The organism is Ruegeria sp. G2 (genome assembly GCF_056533505.1).
In genome coordinates, this window is the sequence record NZ_JBQFON010000018.1 from 1 (window position 1) to 17361 (window position 17361).

At 55.2% G+C, this 17361-nt stretch carries 18 protein-coding genes and 1 pseudogene; 8 read left to right on the forward strand and 11 right to left on the reverse strand.

Annotation, left to right across the window (positions count from 1 at the left end):
* Positions 1-257 (forward strand): annotated as a pseudogene (locus ACR0DU_RS21095) (bifunctional methylenetetrahydrofolate dehydrogenase/methenyltetrahydrofolate cyclohydrolase); the annotation flags it as partial.
* Positions 254-736 (forward strand): hypothetical protein, encoded by a 483-nt coding sequence (locus ACR0DU_RS21100; protein WP_480877260.1) that lies wholly within the window; start codon positions 254-256, stop codon positions 734-736. The pseudogene ACR0DU_RS21095 and the gene ACR0DU_RS21100, both read left to right, overlap by 4 nt.
* On the opposite strand, the gene ACR0DU_RS21105 is transcribed toward ACR0DU_RS21100, so the two are convergent.
* Entirely contained in the window at positions 721-1563 is an 843-nt protein-coding gene (locus ACR0DU_RS21105) for a DMT family transporter (RefSeq protein ID WP_170782222.1), read from the reverse strand. The two genes, ACR0DU_RS21100 and ACR0DU_RS21105, sit on opposite strands and share 16 nt — an antisense overlap.
* A 141-nt stretch (positions 1564-1704) precedes the next feature.
* Here ACR0DU_RS21105 and ACR0DU_RS21110 point away from each other — a divergent pair, with 141 nt between their 5' ends.
* Positions 1705-2139 carry a group II truncated hemoglobin gene (locus ACR0DU_RS21110; RefSeq protein ID WP_319544375.1) on the forward strand — a complete coding sequence of 145 codons (435 nt, stop codon included), beginning with the start codon at positions 1705-1707 and terminating at the stop codon, positions 2137-2139.
* A 10-nt stretch (positions 2140-2149) separates the two neighbouring features.
* Here the strand turns inward: ACR0DU_RS21110 and ACR0DU_RS21115 are convergent, their stop codons facing one another.
* The 7 genes from ACR0DU_RS21115 to ACR0DU_RS21145 form a co-directional block, all read right to left on the reverse strand.
* Positions 2150-2860: a type 1 glutamine amidotransferase gene (locus ACR0DU_RS21115; RefSeq protein WP_480877264.1), complete on the reverse strand. Its 711-nt coding sequence runs from the start codon at positions 2858-2860 to the stop codon at positions 2150-2152.
* A gap of 64 nt (positions 2861-2924) precedes the next feature.
* Positions 2925-4253 (reverse strand): type III glutamate--ammonia ligase, encoded by a 1329-nt coding sequence (gene glnT, locus ACR0DU_RS21120; RefSeq protein WP_480717763.1) that lies wholly within the window; start codon positions 4251-4253, stop codon positions 2925-2927.
* Positions 4254-4333: 80 nt separating this feature from the next.
* Positions 4334-5662, reverse strand: coding sequence for an FMN-binding glutamate synthase family protein (locus tag ACR0DU_RS21125; protein WP_010437779.1), 1329 nt, complete (start codon positions 5660-5662; stop codon positions 4334-4336).
* A gap of 20 nt (positions 5663-5682) precedes the next feature.
* A complete protein-coding gene (locus tag ACR0DU_RS21130) occupies positions 5683-6366 on the reverse strand; it encodes a GltB/FmdC/FwdC-like GXGXG domain-containing protein (protein ID WP_170474697.1) in 684 nt (227 codons plus the stop codon).
* Between the two features lies 1 nt (position 6367).
* Positions 6368-7297 (reverse strand): class II glutamine amidotransferase, encoded by a 930-nt coding sequence (locus ACR0DU_RS21135; protein WP_480877268.1) that lies wholly within the window; start codon positions 7295-7297, stop codon positions 6368-6370.
* 146 nt (positions 7298-7443) lie between these two features.
* Positions 7444-7659, reverse strand: coding sequence for a hypothetical protein (locus tag ACR0DU_RS21140; RefSeq protein WP_010437786.1), 216 nt, complete (start codon positions 7657-7659; stop codon positions 7444-7446).
* Positions 7660-7671: 12 nt separating this feature from the next.
* On the reverse strand, positions 7672-9045 hold the full coding sequence (locus tag ACR0DU_RS21145; protein WP_010437788.1) for an ammonium transporter: 1374 nt from the start codon (positions 9043-9045) through the stop codon (positions 7672-7674).
* Positions 9046-9387: 342 nt separating this feature from the next.
* Between ACR0DU_RS21145 and ACR0DU_RS21150 the strand changes: the two genes are divergently transcribed.
* Genes ACR0DU_RS21150 through ACR0DU_RS21170 form a run of 5 tightly spaced genes read left to right on the forward strand, consistent with a single transcriptional unit; the run spans position 9388 to position 13750 of the window.
* Complete coding sequence (locus tag ACR0DU_RS21150) at positions 9388-10533, forward strand: aminomethyl transferase family protein (protein WP_480877271.1); 1146 nt, start codon at positions 9388-9390, stop codon at positions 10531-10533.
* A 55-nt stretch (positions 10534-10588) separates the two neighbouring features.
* The gene (locus ACR0DU_RS21155) at positions 10589-11185 is read left to right on the forward strand and encodes a dimethylamine monooxygenase subunit DmmA family protein (protein WP_480877273.1); all 597 of its coding nucleotides are present in this window, start codon (positions 10589-10591) and stop codon (positions 11183-11185) included.
* Entirely contained in the window at positions 11182-12144 is a 963-nt protein-coding gene (locus ACR0DU_RS21160; RefSeq protein WP_480877276.1) for a PDR/VanB family oxidoreductase, read from the forward strand. Before ACR0DU_RS21155 ends, ACR0DU_RS21160 begins: the two co-directional genes overlap by 4 nt.
* A 13-nt stretch (positions 12145-12157) precedes the next feature.
* Positions 12158-13225: a heme-dependent oxidative N-demethylase family protein gene (locus ACR0DU_RS21165; RefSeq protein WP_319544383.1), complete on the forward strand. Its 1068-nt coding sequence runs from the start codon at positions 12158-12160 to the stop codon at positions 13223-13225.
* 27 nt (positions 13226-13252) lie between these two features.
* Positions 13253-13750 carry a GNAT family N-acetyltransferase gene (locus tag ACR0DU_RS21170; protein ID WP_319544384.1) on the forward strand — a complete coding sequence of 166 codons (498 nt, stop codon included), beginning with the start codon at positions 13253-13255 and terminating at the stop codon, positions 13748-13750.
* Here the strand turns inward: ACR0DU_RS21170 and ACR0DU_RS21175 are convergent.
* The 3 genes from ACR0DU_RS21175 to ACR0DU_RS21185 form a co-directional block, all read right to left on the reverse strand.
* On the reverse strand, positions 13728-14384 hold the full coding sequence (locus ACR0DU_RS21175) for a helix-turn-helix domain-containing protein (protein ID WP_010437799.1): 657 nt from the start codon (positions 14382-14384) through the stop codon (positions 13728-13730). The two genes, ACR0DU_RS21170 and ACR0DU_RS21175, sit on opposite strands and share 23 nt — an antisense overlap.
* A gap of 596 nt (positions 14385-14980) precedes the next feature.
* Positions 14981-16264, reverse strand: a complete 1284-nt coding sequence (locus tag ACR0DU_RS21180; RefSeq protein ID WP_480877280.1) for a glycerate kinase type-2 family protein — start codon at positions 16262-16264, stop codon at positions 14981-14983.
* A 7-nt stretch (positions 16265-16271) separates the two neighbouring features.
* Positions 16272-17249 carry an HpcH/HpaI aldolase/citrate lyase family protein gene (locus tag ACR0DU_RS21185; protein WP_480877283.1) on the reverse strand — a complete coding sequence of 326 codons (978 nt, stop codon included), beginning with the start codon at positions 17247-17249 and terminating at the stop codon, positions 16272-16274.
* Between the last annotated feature and the right edge of the window lie 112 nt (positions 17250-17361).

Below are 17361 nucleotides of genomic sequence, written 5' to 3' on the forward strand. Positions count from 1 at the left end.
GCCCCGAGATGGTGCCGGGTGACTGGATCAAGGAAGGCGCGACCGTAATCGACGTGGGCATCAACCGGATCGAACGTGACGGCAAGAACAAACTGGTTGGCGATGTGGACTATGCCAGCGCGGCCGAACGCGCAGGTGCAATCACTCCGGTACCGGGTGGCGTAGGCCCGATGACGATCGCCTGCCTGCTTGCAAATACGCTGACCGCAGCGTGCCGGGCGAATGGCCTGCCAGAGCCCGAAGGCCTGACAGCGTGAGATTTGCTGCCGCTCTTCACGCAGGCGATGGCAAGTTGGCCAGTTCCAAAGTGCTACAATATTGGCGATTGGCGGGCCGCGCCATGCGTATGGTGATAGTATCAATTGGCCACTCTCCGACGAATGTTGCACGCGTCCGCGCTTTGATAGCCCGCGCGGCACAAATAGACATGGCACTGGATCAGCAGCTCTGGGGCAAAGAAATGTCGCAGGACGAATGTCGAACTCAGATCAAACAACTAAACGAGTCCGTGGATGTCTATGCTGTCCTGCTTTTACCTGATGCGCCTGCGCATATTGACGTACTCAACTTGCGAAGTGAGTTACAGGGGCATAAAGACCTCATTCGCCCCGTTGCATGGCACAATCCCGGACCCGTTCGTCCGGGCGAAGTTGATTGCGTATTAAACAGTGCGATTGCTGCCCATCAGACCCAAAGGAATGCGTTGGATAACGCAGATGCTCAGATCGCGAGATAGCCGATCCCCGTAAAAGCGATAATGCATCCAAGCCATTGAAAGAAAGCCATTTCCTCTCGCAAAATTGCCCAAGCCAAAACAACAGTCAACAACCCGAAGATCGAGGCTGCAACGGACGCGTATTGGGCATTAGGCAACCCACCGGCAGACACGACGCACAGAATTGCCACCGCATCGAGCGCACCCATCAGGCACAACAGGGGCAGGGCTCGTGCGCCCGGCCAAAGCGACTTGCGAGATGCAATGGCGATTGCCGCCAGCACAGGGATAGCGGTCAGACGGCCAATCAGTGAAACAATGAACTCGTCGCCCAGTTCGGCTGCGTACTGACCCAAAGCGAATGTTGCAGCGAACCCAATTGCAGCGAGTATAGAAAAGGCAATCGTCGGCCCTGTGGCAGGGTATTCCGTACCGTCGTCGGATTGCGTCGATACAATGGACACGCCGACGCCAATGGCAATGATCGCCAGCCATTGCCAGATGCTGACCTCGGAACCACGCCATATCGCAAGTGTGACAGACAAGACCGGATAGCTAGCGACAAGCGGAGCGACGAGACGTACAGGCCCGCGTTGAAATGCAGCATACATACTGAGGCCAGCCAGCAAATAAAAGCCGCCTGCTACAACTGCGTAGGATACTGCTTTGGCGGACATGGGGGCGAATCCAGCCCATATTGCCACAAGACCGAACTGTAGCAGCGCCCCGGCAACCAGTACGGCCATCAATGCGGCAATGACGCTCACGGACTGACTGATATATCTCACAGCAAGATCGTGAAAACCCCAGCACAACGCTGCCAGCAGACCCAGAGCAAGGGCGCTCATCCGGTCGCCTCGCGTAACTGGGAATGCCAGGAAATTTCGTATCCTTCTCTCGATATCAACCGCGCCAACATGTCACTGGTGATAAACTTATTTTCCTGGTATGCAATAATTATTGACAGTGGCAACTCGGAGAAGAGACCTATGTCATCGGCTTTGGATCAACTCGGTGGCGAAGAAAAGCTGCGGACTCTTGTCGAACGTTTCTACGACCGAATGGAGACCGACCCGGCGGTGCATTCGCTGCACAGACTACATTTTCGCGGTCATGGATTATCTCATACAAGACAGGCGCAGTTCGAATTCCTGAGCGGGTTTTTGGGCGGTCGTGCTTATTATCGTGAGCGATTTGGTCATATGGACTTGCGAGAAATACACGCGCATGTGCCGATACGTGAAGCGGATGCCGAGCTTTGGCTGGAAACTTTTGACGCCGCATTGGCAGATTGCGAAATGGACGGTCCAGTGGTGGGCAAAATGCGCGCAACATTGCGCCGCGCTGCACTGATGCTTGTCAACGATGTCCCCGATTGGAGGGTTGAAGCAGACAGCGAAGAGAACATTGAAGTTCCCGGTTGATCGCGTGTGATCAGATCTGTCGCAATCTGTTATAGAAGCTGGATGTTATCCTGAATTGTTCTTCAACTATTTGGTCACTGTCAGAGACCATTTCCCACGCTGCATCTGCGGAGCCTAGCCAATCAACAGCGCATTGATGGTTGGCGGCATCGCTCATCCACGATTGGATTGTGCCCTGAACGAGCTCGGGGTGGAATTGTACGCCCCACGCACAGTCTGAAACCCGCAATGCCTGAACAGCACAGGCATCAGATTGTGCCATAATTGATGAGTCGACTGGCAGATCAACAGCTTCAACTCCATGCCATTGAAGCACCCTGAACTGATGAGGCAAGAGCTCGAACAGCGGATCACCCCGCGTATTACCGGTCAGATTGATGGAATGCACGCCGATCTCGGGCTTTTGCATGCGTGCGCATTTCCCACCCAGCGCGTCAACCAAAAGTTGGTGTCCAAGACAAATACCAAAGTAAGGACGTTTGAGCTCTTGGACCCAGGTTCTGATTGCTTGCTTTTCACGCACAAGCCACGGATGTGCTTCGATTTCCCAGACGTCCATCGGACCGCCCAGAACAAGAAGCAAATCAAATTCGTCAAGCTGCGGGATCGGTTGACCATCATAGAAATGCACAATACCGGCCGTATCACCGCATGACGAAATGTGCTCCAGAAACGCTCCGGGGTTTTCGCCCGGCGTATGCTGGAAAATCAGTATATTCACGAGGTGCGGGTATCCGCCTAACCGAAGGGGTGGGGCAGCAGGATGCCTGCAGCCCCTGATTTGTTTAGATGTCGAGCGTGTGGTCTTTTTCCCAGCGTGAGAAATGGCTGACGAAGGAATTCCATTCCTGGTGTTTCATTTTGAGGAATGCGCTTGAGAATTCCTGACCCATCATGGCTTTCAACTCGGTATCGTTGTCATATTCGCGCAACCCGTCGAGCATGTTCAGCGGTAGTTTGGGGGCGTCAGTGACGGTATGGCCTTCGGCATACATATCGATGTCCCAGCGACGTCCTGGATCGGCCTTGGAGCGGATGCCGGACAAACCTGCGGCGATAATGACCGCCTGCAGCAGATAGGGGTTGGTGGCCCCGTCGGCCAGGCGCAGCTCAAACCGGCCCGGACCGGGCACCCGGACCATGTGTGTGCGGTTGTTGCCGGTCCAAGTCACGGTATTGGGGGCCCAGGTCGCGCCCGACATGGTGCGCGGTGCGTTGATGCGCTTGTAGCTGTTCACCGTCGGGTTGGTAATCGCTGCAAGCGCACTGGCATGTTTCATGATACCGCCAAGGAAATACTTGCCCTGTTCGCCAAGTCCCACCTCGCCGGTCGGACCGTCGCCTTCGCCGGCAAAGACGTTGGTTTTGGCGTCTGCTCCGGGTGCATCCCAGACCGAGATATGGGCATGGCAGCCATTACCGGTCAGCCCTTCGACTGGCTTGGGCATAAAGGTGGCCCGCAGCCCATGCTTTTCGGCCACCGACTTGGTCATGAACTTGAAGAAGGAGTGCTTGTCGGCGGTTTTCAGAACGTCATCGAACTCCCAGTTCATTTCGAACTGGCCATTGGCGTCTTCGTGGTCGTTCTGATAGGGCCCCCAACCGAGTTCCAGCATATAATCGCAGATCTCACGCACCACGTCATAGCGGCGCATCACCGCCTGCTGGTCATAGCAGGGCTTTTCGGCGGTATCGAACGGATCACTGATCTGCTCACCATCGGGGGTCAATAGGAAGAACTCTGCCTCGATTCCGGTTTTGACATGCATGCCCATCTCGGCGGCCTCGTTAATCAAGCGGCGCAGCACATTGCGTGGGGCTTGGGCGACATCCTTGCCTTCCATCACGCAGTTGCCTGCAACCCAGGCGACCTCAGGCTTCCATGGTAGCTGAATCACCGATGACGGGTCCGGCACCGCCAGCATGTCAGGATGCGCGGGGGTCATATCCAACCAAGTGGCAAACCCGGCAAAACCCGCGCCATCTTCCTGCATCTCGGCAATCGCCTGCGCGGGCACCAGCTTGGCCCGCTGCCCACCGAACAGGTCGGTGAACGAGATCATGAAGTATTTGACGCCTTTTTCTTTTGCGAAAGCTGCGAGATCTGTCGTCACGATGGCTTTCCTTTCCCTGTTGAATTTTTAATTTCCAAAGCAAAAACGCGGCCCCCGTTAAGGAGCCGCGCAGTATCAGTTCAGAACCCTTCCTTGCCCGGGTACCAGCTTGTCCCGGCCAGCGGGACACGCGCCATTGCGGCGGCCTCCATCGTCAGAGCACACAAATCCTCGGGTTCAAGGTTGTGGAGGTGATTATGACCACAGGCCCGCGCGATGGTCTGCGCTTCAAGTGTCATCACCTTGAGATAGTTTCGCAGACGGCGTCCGGCCTCGACCGGGTTCAGACGGGCCGCCAAGTCGGGATCCTGTGTGGTGATACCTGCGGGGTCCTGACCTTCGTGCCAGTCGTCATAGGCCCCGGTGGTAGTGCCCAACTTTTGGTACTCGGATTCCCATTTCGGGTCGTTGTCACCAAGCGCCACCAGCGCGGCGGTGCCAATGGCCACTGCGTCGGCGCCAAGTGCCATTGCCTTTGCCACATCGGCCCCGGTGCGGATGCCGCCCGAGATCACCAGTTGTACCTCGCGATGCACGCCCAAATCCTGCAGCGCTTGCACGGCAGGGCGAATGCAGGACAGCGTCGGCAGACCTACATGCTCGATGAACACGTCCTGCGTCGCGGCAGTACCGCCTTGCATGCCGTCCATCACCACCACATCGGCACCGGCCTTTACCGCCAGTGCCGTATCATAATAGGGGCGGGTCGCGCCAACCTTTACATAGATCGGCACTTGCCAGTCTGTAATCTCACGCAATTCGAGGATCTTGATTTCCAGATCATCTGGGCCGGTCCAGTCCGGGTGACGACAGGCTGAACGCTGGTCGATGCCCTTGGGCAGCGTGCGCATCTCGGCCACGCGGTCGCTGATCTTCTGTCCCAGCAGCATACCGCCGCCGCCGGGCTTGGCACCCTGACCGACCACAATCTCGATCGCGTCGGCCTTCCTCAGGTCGTTTGGGTTCATGCCATAACGAGAGGGCAGATACTGATAGACCAGCTTGCTGGAGTGACCGCGTTCTTCGGGCGTCATGCCGCCGTCACCGGTGGTAGTCGACGTACCAGCTGCCGACGCGCCCCGGCCCAGAGCTTCTTTCGCCGGCCCAGAGAGAGCGCCAAAGCTCATGCCTGCAATGGTTATCGGAATGTCCAGTTCGATCGGCTTCTTGGCAAAGCGTGTGCCCAGTGTCACCGAGGTGTCGCAGCGTTCGCGATAGCCTTCCAACGGATACCGTGACACCGACGCGCCCAGAAACAGCAGGTCGTCAAAATGCGGCACCTTGCGCTTGGCACCGCCACCGCGGATATCATAGATACCGGTGGCCGCAGCGCGACGGATTTCCGCATTGATCGGATTGGTGAATGTCGCCGACTGAATCGGCAGGGTGCGGGGGATCTGATCGTCCATGTCTTTCATACCCTTCTTCCTCAGTAAGCAGCGGCGTTGTCGACGTCGAAGTTATACAGCTGACGGGCGGAACCATAGCGTTTGAATTCTTCGGGGCTGGCATCCGCGCCCGCGCGGTCCAGTAGGTCCTTCAGGATATCCAGATGCTCGGGGCGCATCTCTTTCTCGATGCAATCGGCGCCCAGGCTCTTGACCGAGCCGCGTACGAACAGCTGCGCTTCGTAAAGCGAGTCTCCCAGTGCATCGCCTGCATCACCGCAGACCACAAGATTACCGGCCTGCGCCATGAACGCCGACATATGACCGATATTGCCATGCACCACGATGTCGATGCCTTTCATCGAGATGCCGCAGCGCGAACTCGCGTTGCCCTTGATGACCAGCAGACCGCCATGGCCGGTGGCGCCAGCATATTGGCTGGCGTCGCCTTCGACAACGACCTGACCGGACATCATGTTCTCGGCCACGCCGGGCCCGACCGAGCCTTCGACCTTGACCGTCGCCTGCTGGTTCATTCCCGCGCAGTAATAGCCAGTTGAGCCCTTGACCGTCACTTCGATGGGCGCATCCAGCCCAACGGCAATGGCGTGGCTGCCTTTGGGGTTCACGACTTCCCAATTGGTCTGGTTAGTCTCGGTAGATTGCGACTGCAGGGTGGCGTTCAACCCACGCAGGCCATCTGCTTCAAGATCATAGGTTTGCATATCATGCGGCCTTTTCGTTGGTCGTGGGGCTGTCATTGTGGGACCAGAAGTAAACCGTTGCTGGCTCCGGCTCCCAGACGCGGGCCTCGTCGATACCTGGCAGGTTCACCAGCGCCCGATATTCGCTGCCAAAGGCCACGTATTGATCGGTTTCGGCCATCACCGCAGGCTTACAGGCGATCGGATCGCGGACCACGCCGAACCCATCCTTGGTGCCGACGACAAAGGTGAAGAAGCCATCCAGATCCTCAAGGCTGCTTTCCAGCGCCTCACCCAAGGTGGCCCCGTTCATCATCTTCCAGGTCAGATAGGCGGCTCCAACCTCGGTATCATTCTCGGTTTGGATCACTACACCTTCACGGCGCAGTTTGCGGCGCAATGAATTGTGGTTCGACAGCGAGCCGTTATGAACCAGACACTGATCTGGCCCAGTGTTGAACGGGTGTGCGCCCATCGTCGTCACGGCAGACTCGGTAGCCATGCGAGTGTGACCAATGCCATGTGTGCCGCTCATACTACTTATGTCAAAACGCGCGGCCACGTCCTTGGGCAGGCCCACCTCTTTGTAAATCTCCAGCATCTCGCCCCGGCTCATGATCCGGACTGAAGGCCGTATTTCCGCCAACGCGGCCCGTGCTGCTTCAAACTGCCCTGCTGGAATGTCGAGAACTGTGTGCGTGTCATTATCAGTCTGGCCTACCACCACGCCCAAGTGCTGCCCCAGCTCTTCGGCTAGACCGGTAAAGTCGTCCTTGGGATTGGGCGACTGCAGTGTCACCTTGGTCTTACCACCTGATTCCTCGCCATAAATCGCTATCCCCGCGCTGTCGGGCCCGCGATCCGTCATCGTGATCAGCATGTCTGTCAGCATATTGCCCAGTTGGGGCGCAAGAGACTGGTCTTTGAGGAATAATCCAACAATTCCGCACATGGCTGGCAGATCTCCTTGTGTGTTTCGCTATGATTCTACGGTACCAACAATTCAAACGGACATCAATAATCATAGGAAATAAATTTTCCTGAGAGGCAATGGGCAAGAATTTAGATTTATGCCCATTGCCAGCTTTCAAAGCTGGATCAGTATCGTTCCAGCTGTGCTTTCACTTTTTCTTCGTCGCCAGTGTGGCGGGCCTTCTCGAGGTGTTCACCTTCTCGGACAAATTGGATGCGATGCCAACCTATCCAGAATACGACGCCCACGATGACCATAAGGACTTCGTAACCTTGGAAGGGATAGATCGGTCCGACCTCGGCCAGATCAACAGCCCAGCTTGTATATCCATTTGTAGACATTCTTTTTCTCCCTTACTCAGCTGGTACGCCACGGGCAGCCAGTTCTTCTTTGTCGGCTGCAATGATCGCGGCTTTGGCGTCTTCATAGGCATGGTGTTCAGCGTAATCGAGGCCCTGAAGTTCGACTTCTTCCGGAATTCGAAGCACACCTGCGGCCGACTGGATTTTCGCAAGAATCCAACCAGGCAAGAAGCCAAGAACAAAGAACATGATGACCGCGCCGGTGATCTGACCGACCGGGTTGATCGTTGCATAGCCTTCGTATGGCGATGAAGGAACTCCCCACAGGACAAAGCCGGAAATCACCAGGCCAACGAACCCTGCATAGCCATGTACGGCAACGGCACCAACGGCATCATCCAGCTTGAACCGACGCTCGACCCAATAGTGCAGCTTGTACACGATCACGACACCGATCGCGGCGATGATCATTGCCTGCACCGGGTGATAAAGATCGTTACCCGCAGATGCGGTGATAATACCGGCCAGACCGCCCGAGAACGTCCAAAACGCGTCACCTTTGGAAATGACATACGCTGCCATCAACCCGCCAGACAGAGACATCAGGAAGTTGAAGGTAATCGCGGAAAGCGTAGTCGGAGCCAGATAGATATTGGTCGCGGTCCACGTGACACCCGTTATCTGACCGTCGATTGCCTCCGGAGATATCGCCGGGACATTACATGCGGCATAGAATCCCCAGAAACCTGTGTAGATCAGGAATATCCCGATGGTGAGCAACCATGGGTTATGCGGCGGAATATCCCGCGGCGTACCATCTTTGGCAAATTTGCCTAGGCGGGGACCCAGAACCATGATCACCCCAAGTGCATAGCCGCCTGCGATTGCGTGAATAACCCCGGAAGCATAAGCATCGTGGTACCCAAGAACGCGCACCATCCAACCGCCGTAGTGCCAACCCCACGCTGCGTCGATGATCCACCAGACTGAACCAATCATCACGGCATGGACCCACAAGGCCGAAGATCTAATCCGCTCGATCACAGAGCCAGATACAATCGAGGCTGCTGTCCACGAGAACAGCAGGAACGCCGCCCAGAAGACGCCGGTGATTCTGTCGCCCAGATTGGTCGCCATGGTGTCGGCCCATGGCAGATTTGCAGCGCCCGCTTCGGTATCTAAACCGCCCCAGAACGGAAAGTTCGGAAAGGCCCAGTAAATCCACCAGCCGAAGAAGAAGAACGTGACCGTCACCAGCGGGATGATCATGATGTTTTTCATCAATGTGTGCATATGGTTACGGGCACGGCTAGCACCGACCTCGTACATGCAAAAGCCCACATGGATGAGGAACATGAAAACGACCGTTACCCAGTAGTAGAACTCGGTAAAGACCGTCGTTAGTGCATTTAGATTACCATCCACTTCGTAGTCTCCCTGTTGTTGCAGCAGGAGATCTTTCTGCGAAGAATTTCCTGCTGGGAATAATTATCTACTCAGGGGACAATTTCATTGGCGACCTGTCAATAGATATGTGGGGCAAACATCTTTTAGGCATTTGGTTCATGCACTTTCAGACCCGTCAAAATACAACCCATAACTTTGATAAATAACCACTTTTACCGTTCTCGATAATTTGTACTAGGGTGCACAAATTGCAGTCTAATATTCCCAGCAGGAAAAAAATCTGCACATGGGTGTTGATTTTCAATCTGACATCGGCCTCAATATGGCCAACAAGAAAGCAATCAACGGGAGAGCTGAACAATGGCCATTCTTTGGAGGACGTCCGCCCTTGCGCAGCGCCATGCCGAGATCGGCGGCGAGCTTGAGGACTGGAACGGTATGGGAACCGCATGGTTCTATGACCATAGCCCGGAACGCGCCAAAGCGGACTACGAAGCCATCCGCACCAAGGCGGGTCTGATGGATGTGTCGGGTCTGAAAAAGGTTCATGTGGTCGGCGAAGATGCGGCTTATGTCATTGACCGCGTAACCACGCGGAATGTGGAGAAAATCATGCCGGGCCGGTCGACTTATGCGTCGATTCTGAATGCCGAGGGCAAATTTGTCGACGATTGCATCATCTATCGCCTGTCAGTGAACACGTGGCTTGTCGTGCACGGCACAGGAACGGGGATGGAGCAGCTGACATCAGTGGCGGCTGGCAAAAATTGTTCGGTCATTTTTGACGATGACATGCACGACATGTCTTTGCAGGGACCGGTTGCGGTGGATTTCCTGGCTAACCATGTTCCCGGCATCCGTGATCTGGCCTATTTCGGCATCATGCAGACCAAACTCTTTGGCTGCCCGGTGATGATTTCGCGGACCGGCTATACCGGAGAGCGCGGGTACGAGATTTTCTGTCAGGCAAAGCATGCCGTGCATCTGTGGGACAACATCCTGGCCGAAGGCAAAGACATGGGCATTGTTCCGGTCCAGTTCTCGACGCTCGATTTGCTGCGCACCGAAAGCTACCTGCTGTTTTATCCCGGGGACAACTCGGAAACCTATCCATTCGACGACGAAACCTGCGGCGATACCCTGTGGGAATTGGGACTGGAATTCACAGTTTCACCGGGCAAGACCGGATTTATCGGCGCCGAGAACCACTATGCCTCGCAAGGCAAAGAGCGGTTCAAGATCTATGGTGTCAAACTGGATGGCACCACCCCGGCGGATGAGGGTGCTGACCTGCTGCAAAACGGTGAAAAGGTCGGTGTTGTCACCTTTGGCATGTATTCCGAAATTAATGGGCACAATGTGGGTATCGCACGGATGCCGGTCGCCTGTGCCTCGCCGGGCACCGAGTTCACAGTGCGCAACGGCGATGGGACAGAAATAGCGGCAACTGCGGAAGAGATGCCGTTCTACGATCAAGACAAATCGATTAGAACTGCAAAAGGCTGAGTTTCAGGGGGCGCAACGGGCACACCGTGGCGCCCTTTTCCTATTTGAGGGCACAATGTCAAAGTTCGAATTTCCCAAGTCAATCGCAAGCCGCCCAGTCTGGGGTACGCTAGAGGTTCGCTCAGGTGAACGTCATCTCATGATTGCAGAGGCCGAAGGGGCCGAAGCCGTTCTCGGCATAGCTACACCCGACCTGATGGCTAAGACCCATCTGATCTACATCCCGAAAGGCACGGATTTTTCAGAAAAGCTACAGGCGCTGAACCCTGCGCAATTCTACGAGGGCCCGTCTTATGCAGCCGCGCTGCACCGTATTCGCCGTGTATTGGAGGACGCGCATATGGGGTTGCAGGTCTATCTGACCGGCACCGAAGGCATGATGGGGCAGGCCATGAACGAGGTGATGGCCGTTGGCCTTCCGCATACTGCGATTCAGACCGAACATCGCGGTTCTGTTGCACGCCGGATGCAATGTGTACATTGCAAAGGCGTCACCGAAGATGTCGAAGTTGACCCGTTTGTCTGCGCGCACTGTGGGCTCAACCTGTTTGTGCGCGACCACTATTCCCGCCGCCTTGCCGCCTATCAAGGCGTCCGAGTTGATGCCGAGGACCATGGCAACGTGCCCGAGCCGAAGGGGATCTACGAATGAGTGGTGCTGAGAAAATTCAGGTCAAAGTGACCGAAATTACCCCGCTGAACGAATTGGTGACGCGATTCCGGTTCGAACGCGTTGATGGCGGACAATTGCCCACCTTTTCAGGCGGCGCACATACCGTCGTCGAGATGCAGGATGGCAGCATCACGCGGCTTAACCCTTACTCCCTGATGTCCGACCCGTTCGATCAGTCGTCTTATACCATCTCGGTCCGGCGCGATGATCAGGGCAGGGGTGGTTCGTTGTTCATGCACCGTCAGGTCAAACTGGGCGACGAGATGACCATTAGCTATCCGGTCAACCTGTTTTCGCTTGATCTGCGGGCCCGCAAACACCTGTTTTTGGCCGGTGGCATCGGTATTACTCCGTTTCTGGCGCAGATCAAACAGCTTGAACTTCTGCATGGTCATTGGGAACTGCATTATGCATGTCGTAACAATGCGTTGGCATCTTATGCCGACCAACTGACAAACCGGCATCCAAACGAAACACATCTGTACTATGACGACCAAAATCAACAGATCGATTTAGAAAACCTGCTGAGCGGTCAGCCTTTAGGCACGCATGTCTATGTCTGCGGTCCCAAGGGCATGATCGATTGGGTGCGCGACACTGCTGCCGCCGAAGGCTGGCCCGAGGATTGCGTGCATTACGAAGAGTTTCTGGCGCCGCAGCCCGGAAGACCGTTCGAAGTGCGCTTGGCGACATCGGACAAAGTCATTCATGTGGGTGAGAACGAAAGCCTACTGGAAGCCATCGAACGCGAAGGCGTGGATGCGCCTTATCTGTGCCGTGGCGGGGCCTGTGGCCAATGCGAAACAGTTGTGCTGGATCACGACGGCAATTTCGTTCATCGCGATCATTGGTTGACGGACGAAGAAAAAGCCGCAGGCAAGAAAATCATGCCTTGCGTATCGCGTTTCGAGGGCAAGTCCCTTGTGCTGGACCGCTAAGAGGAGGCCCAACATGACCATTCAATTCAACGATGAGTCCTTCCGCGACGACTATACGTTCCACAACTCGGAATGGGCGATCAAACGCTTTCCGTTCCCGTTTCACGAAGACAGCTACATGTATTCGGTCAACATGGAGCAGCACCGGGGCGGCCCCGAGGGTTCGGTCTACGAGATGCGGTTTGATGTGGACGAACACTACGTGTCCGAGATGAAAGACCGTGCGATTGTTCTGGACCAAGATCCGCTGCGTTGTCAGTCTTTGCCGCATATGACCTTGGCGGGCTGGGATTTGTTGGAACTGATCATGGTTAGCAAATCCGAAGACTATCCGGGCCTGTTCGAGCTGCATCGCAACGGCAACCAGTGGCGATGGATCAACAAACCATTGGGAATAGATCACAGCTTTACCTTCATGGATGAAACCACGCTGCCTTACGGGCCGATGGAGTACATAACACGTCAGGCGCAAGGCGATTTCGCAGTGCTGGACCAGCGGGACGAGATGCTGTGGATGGACGCAGGTATGGTAACGACCCAGGCCGACTGGAGCCTGGATTTCGACATCGGCATGAACTTTTTTGAATGGCACGCACCTGTTCCAAAAGCACATGAGATGGGGATTTTCAAGCGTGCGCTGAAGTTTCTGTTGAACATTCAACAGGGCGCTCCGGCGCGCCGGTTGAACTGGACCATGACAGTGAACCCGCTGCTGGATACCAGCCCGGAAAACTACCACAAATGGGGCATCCAAAAGACAACACTGACGCCCGAAAACATAGCCCACAAACAGCATCTTCGGGTCGAGTTGCAAACCTTCTTCCGCCTGCCGCGGTCCAACGCGCTGGTGTTCCCGATCCGCTGCTATCTGTGCAGTTTTCAGGATCTGATGACTGTTCCAAAATGGGGTCGTCGTCTGCACCGCGTTGTACGTGATCTGCCGGTTGAACTGGCGACTTACAAAGGGTTCATCGACAACCGTCCAATGATGCTGGATTACCTCAGTCAGTTTGATGATGGATTGCCGACTTCCCCCGGAGTCTGGCCGGATCTGGAAACGGAACCGCCTTTGTCAAAATAAACGAGCATTATGAAGTGTTTTGGCTTTATGACTGAACCGGACAAAACACTTTGGCTAATTCCTAGAGATGATGCCGCATTGTATGACGCGCTTGCGCTGCTCCGCGCGTCATTTCAGTACATGGATGCCCGGATCGACCCTCCGTCTTCTATCCATAGTCTGACCGTGGGCGGGATGCAGGCGCATTGTCGGAAAGGCGGTGAAATCTGGGCCATGGGCCGACCGCTTATTGCGTGCATGTTTTTGACGCCCAAAGCCAACACCTTGTACCTTGGAAAACTGGCGGTGAAGGAAGGAATGCGGGGGCAGGGTATCTGTCGCACATTAGTAGATCACGCTGCAAGTCGTGCAGCAGACCTTGGTCTATCTGCGTTGGAACTGGAAACGCGCGTGGAGCTCACTGAAAACCATCGTGTGTTTTCAAGGCTTGGGTTTACAATCGTAGGTACCGGCAGCCACGTCGGCTATGACAGACCCACGGATTTCTTGTTACGCAAGCCGATCAGTTTGTCTGCGGATAACTGATTACTGAAATGTAGCGTGCTGGCAGGTTAACCAACCGTTCAGGTCCATGCGGCGCATCGGCGTCAAAGAACAAGGTATCACCCGGTTTCAGGGGGTATATCTTGTCGCCGTGTCGGTAATCTACCTCGCCCTCAAGCATGTAGATCGTCTCGATTCCGCCATGTTGAAACGTTGGGAACACGTCGGACTCAACGGTCAGGGTGATCAGGTAAGGCTCTACAATTACGCCAGAACCATTGGCACCAATATGCCCCAACAAATTATATTGATGGTTGGCGCGTGTTCCTTCGCGCTCTAACTCGACGCCCTCGCCTGCTCTGGTATGAACCGCCTCGCGGCGCTCTTCAAATTGTCTAAAAAAGCTTGTCAGAGGAACTGAAAGCGCATCAGCGAGCGATTGGAGAGTCGTTAGGGAAGGCGATGTGTTACCGTTTTCGATCTTGGATAACATACCAATCGACAATCCGGTCAGCTGAGCCAATTCCGCGACCGTAGTATTCTGCTGTTTGCGAAAAGCACGAACCTCGCGACCAATGGCAACTTCGAGAACTTTTTCTCTGTCACCCGAGCGAACAGAATGCGGGTCCTGTGTCAGATTTGTTGCCATTTCTTTGTCGTTATTTTTCAATTTCATTCTTTCAATGTTTTGCTACACTTGTCCAAACGGGCTCTGCAAGAAGACAAGCTGCATTACCCAATCCAGTTCGGACTACCATAGCATCAATTTTTCCTGTTAGTAAAATAATCATGCTGACAGAAAAATACTAGAAATCGAAATCCAATGGTTTTACGGCTTTCCGATAGCGTGCCTAACCTCAGTCATAAAGCCGTTGCGGATAGCAAATGAGATTACACTGAATCTGGATTCGTGGTCGTCCATAAGTCTGAATGTTCGTACTGAACGCAACTATTTCATAATCCAAAAGCGGGAAAGAGCCAAACATGGCTATTGGTCTACAACTCGGCTACAGCGGTTCATGCTACCAGCTTGAGCATTCGGAAGCCTGATTGCGCTCCGGCTGTTAATCGCTCCGCATCAATAATCCGACTTCACCAACTCGCAGTCTTTGGCGTTTGAAACTCCACCACTTGCTCGGCTTGAAATTCGAACATCGGGCTTTCTTTCTTGACCCGAAGTATATGTCACGACGCCTCTGCACCATTGATCACTTAGAAACCCGGAGATCGCAAATAACGGATCTAAAGATCTACCGTTTTTTTCGCCCGCTTTCACGCGTTAGATCCAAGCAACAATACCTGAATGTCGGCAACATTGGTACCGGTTGCTCCGGTCATCAAAAGATCACCCGACAGCGTCAAAGCCTTATGACTATCGTTGCTTGCCAACAGGGAGGCAGGGTCATGTCCAGACGCATGGATTCGGGCGATCGTTCCTGCATCCACCATTGCGCCAGCTGCCGGGGTTGGGCCGTCGCGGCCATCCGTACCGCCGCTAAGAAAAACCCAGTTGCCGGGTATCGTGCGCTCATGCGCCAATTGGGCGACGCGCAGCGCCAATTCCTGATTGCGCCCGCCGCAACCTGTTCCTGTCAGGCGTACAGTCGTTTCACCACCAAAAAGCAAGGCGGTTGGTTGGTCAAATTTGGCAGACATGGCTGCCTGAAAAATCTGTTCGGCTGCATCGGACACGTCTCCAATCAACGCGTCGGACACAATTTCAGCCCTACAGATCTGCGTCGCACAGCGAAACGCGGCTTCAAGACTAATCGTGTTCGATCCAATCAGGTTGTTTGCCGCCTCAACCGCTATAGAACGTTCAGGAATACTCTTCTCCAGGTGGGCACGGGCGGCTTTTGGGAACCGGTGCCAAATTCCGGCCTCGATGCAGGTCCTGCGGGCGTCCGCGTGGCTGCCGATTGGTGAGGCAGTTGGTCCGCTGGCTACGGCCCGAATGTCATCGCCTATGACATCCGACAGGATATACGCCGTGATCGGGGCAGGCGAACCGTGCCGCAAAAACCCGCCGCCTTTGAGCTGGCTCAGGTGCTGACGCACAAGGTTCATCCGAACGATGTCCAGCCCGGAAGATAGCAAAACCTCATTGACCGCTATTTTGTCCGAAAGAGTCAAGCCATCAACAGGCGCGGGGACCAAGGCCGACCCCCCGCCAGAGATCAGTGCAATGATCTGATCCTGCTTACGTGCTGCGCTGAGCAATGCGATGATCTGTCGCCCGGCTTTCAATCCGCGTTCATTCGGGATGGGATGCCCGCTGGTCAATACCGTCGCGCCGGGGACTTCATTCCAGTTGTCGCTGTGGGTTACAATTAGGGCGATGTGATTGCCCTGAACATGCTGCAATGCCTCCTCCATCATGGCAGGGGCAGCCTTCCCAATTGCGATCAGGATGCTGCGCCCGCTATGTTCTGGTGATGGCAATGGGTCTGATTGCAACCGTTGGCGCAGAGACATCGCTGGATCTGCTGCTGCGACGGCCTCGGCAAAGATGGCGGCGGCGCTGTCGCGCAGCGATACGGACGATTGCACAGTCATGATGCGATCAAGCTGCAGCAATCTGTCCGGCTTTTTCCACCAGCACTTCGGCCTGACGGATTGAGGCATAGTCAATCAGACGACCATCCAGAGAAACGGCGCCTTTGCCCGCGGATTCAGCCTCGGCCATAGCGACGAGAATTCGCTGTGCTTTGGTGACTTCGGCATCTGAGGGTGACATGACCTCGTTAGCCAGGGTAATTTGGCTGGGGTGGATGGCCCATTTGCCTTCACATCCCAGAACTGCCGCCCGTTTTGCCGCGGCTTTGTAACCGTCCGGGTCCTGAAAATCGCCGAAGGGTCCGTCGATCGGGCGCAGGCCGTTGGCGCGCGCGGCGACCACCATGCGAGCCAGCGCATAGTGCCACATGTCGCCCCAATGCGTCATGCGTCCTCCGTCAGCATCCGGGTCAGTCAGAACTGAATAATCGGGGTTTACACCGCCGATGATCGTGGTCCGGGCACGGGTAGACGCGGCATAGTCGGCAACCCCGAAATGCAGACTTTCGTTGCGTTTGGAGGCGGCCGCAATCTCGCCGACATTCTGCATGCCAAGCGCGGTTTCGATGATATGTTCGAACCCGATCCGTTTCTTATAGCCTTTGGCGTCCTCGATCTGTGTCACCAGCATATCGACCGCGTAAACGTCAGAAGCTGTGCCAACCTTGGGGATCATGATAAGGTCCAGCCGTTCGCCGGCTTGTTCGACCACGTCCACCACGTCGCGATACATATAATGTGTATCCAGCCCGTTAATCCGCACCGACATGGTTTTGCTGCCCCAGTCGATATCGTTCAGGGCTTCGATGATGTTCTTGCGAGCCTGTTCTTTTTCATCAGGCGCAACCGCGTCTTCCAAGTCGAGGAAGATCACATCTACATCTGATTGTGCAGCCTTTTCGAACATTCCGGGCTGGCTGCCTGGGACGGCCAGTTCACTGCGGTTCAGGCGTGCAGGGGCTTGGTCGATGTTATGAAAACTCATGATTTGGGTCCTTCGTATTACAGGTTCGGATAGATCGGAAACTTGGCGCAAAGCTCAGCGACTTCGGCTTTGACTTTTGCTTCGACTGCGGCATTGCCTTCTTCGCCATTGG

Excerpts from the sequence above, each read along its gene's own strand:
- ACR0DU_RS21180 (WP_480877280.1), bottom strand. The coding sequence starts at position 16,264 with ATGACTGTGCAATCGTCCGTATCGCTGCGCGACAGCGCCGCCGCCATC.
- ACR0DU_RS21170 (WP_319544384.1), top strand. The coding sequence starts at position 13,253 with ATGACTGAACCGGACAAAACACTTTGGCTAATTCCTAGAGATGATGCC.
- ACR0DU_RS21130 (WP_170474697.1), bottom strand. The coding sequence starts at position 6,366 with ATGCAAACCTATGATCTTGAAGCAGATGGCCTGCGTGGGTTGAACGCC.
- ACR0DU_RS21125 (WP_010437779.1), bottom strand. The coding sequence starts at position 5,662 with ATGGACGATCAGATCCCCCGCACCCTGCCGATTCAGTCGGCGACATTC.
- ACR0DU_RS21135 (WP_480877268.1), bottom strand. The coding sequence starts at position 7,297 with ATGTGCGGAATTGTTGGATTATTCCTCAAAGACCAGTCTCTTGCGCCC.
- ACR0DU_RS21105 (WP_170782222.1), bottom strand. The coding sequence starts at position 1,563 with ATGAGCGCCCTTGCTCTGGGTCTGCTGGCAGCGTTGTGCTGGGGTTTT.
- ACR0DU_RS21155 (WP_480877273.1), top strand. The coding sequence starts at position 10,589 with ATGTCAAAGTTCGAATTTCCCAAGTCAATCGCAAGCCGCCCAGTCTGG.
- ACR0DU_RS21160 (WP_480877276.1), top strand. The coding sequence starts at position 11,182 with ATGAGTGGTGCTGAGAAAATTCAGGTCAAAGTGACCGAAATTACCCCG.
- ACR0DU_RS21165 (WP_319544383.1), top strand. The coding sequence starts at position 12,158 with ATGACCATTCAATTCAACGATGAGTCCTTCCGCGACGACTATACGTTC.
- ACR0DU_RS21140 (WP_010437786.1), bottom strand. The coding sequence starts at position 7,659 with ATGTCTACAAATGGATATACAAGCTGGGCTGTTGATCTGGCCGAGGTC.
- ACR0DU_RS21175 (WP_010437799.1), bottom strand. The coding sequence starts at position 14,384 with ATGAAATTGAAAAATAACGACAAAGAAATGGCAACAAATCTGACACAG.
- ACR0DU_RS21150 (WP_480877271.1), top strand. The coding sequence starts at position 9,388 with ATGGCCATTCTTTGGAGGACGTCCGCCCTTGCGCAGCGCCATGCCGAG.
- ACR0DU_RS21185 (WP_480877283.1), bottom strand. The coding sequence starts at position 17,249 with ATGAGTTTTCATAACATCGACCAAGCCCCTGCACGCCTGAACCGCAGT.
- ACR0DU_RS21110 (WP_319544375.1), top strand. The coding sequence starts at position 1,705 with ATGTCATCGGCTTTGGATCAACTCGGTGGCGAAGAAAAGCTGCGGACT.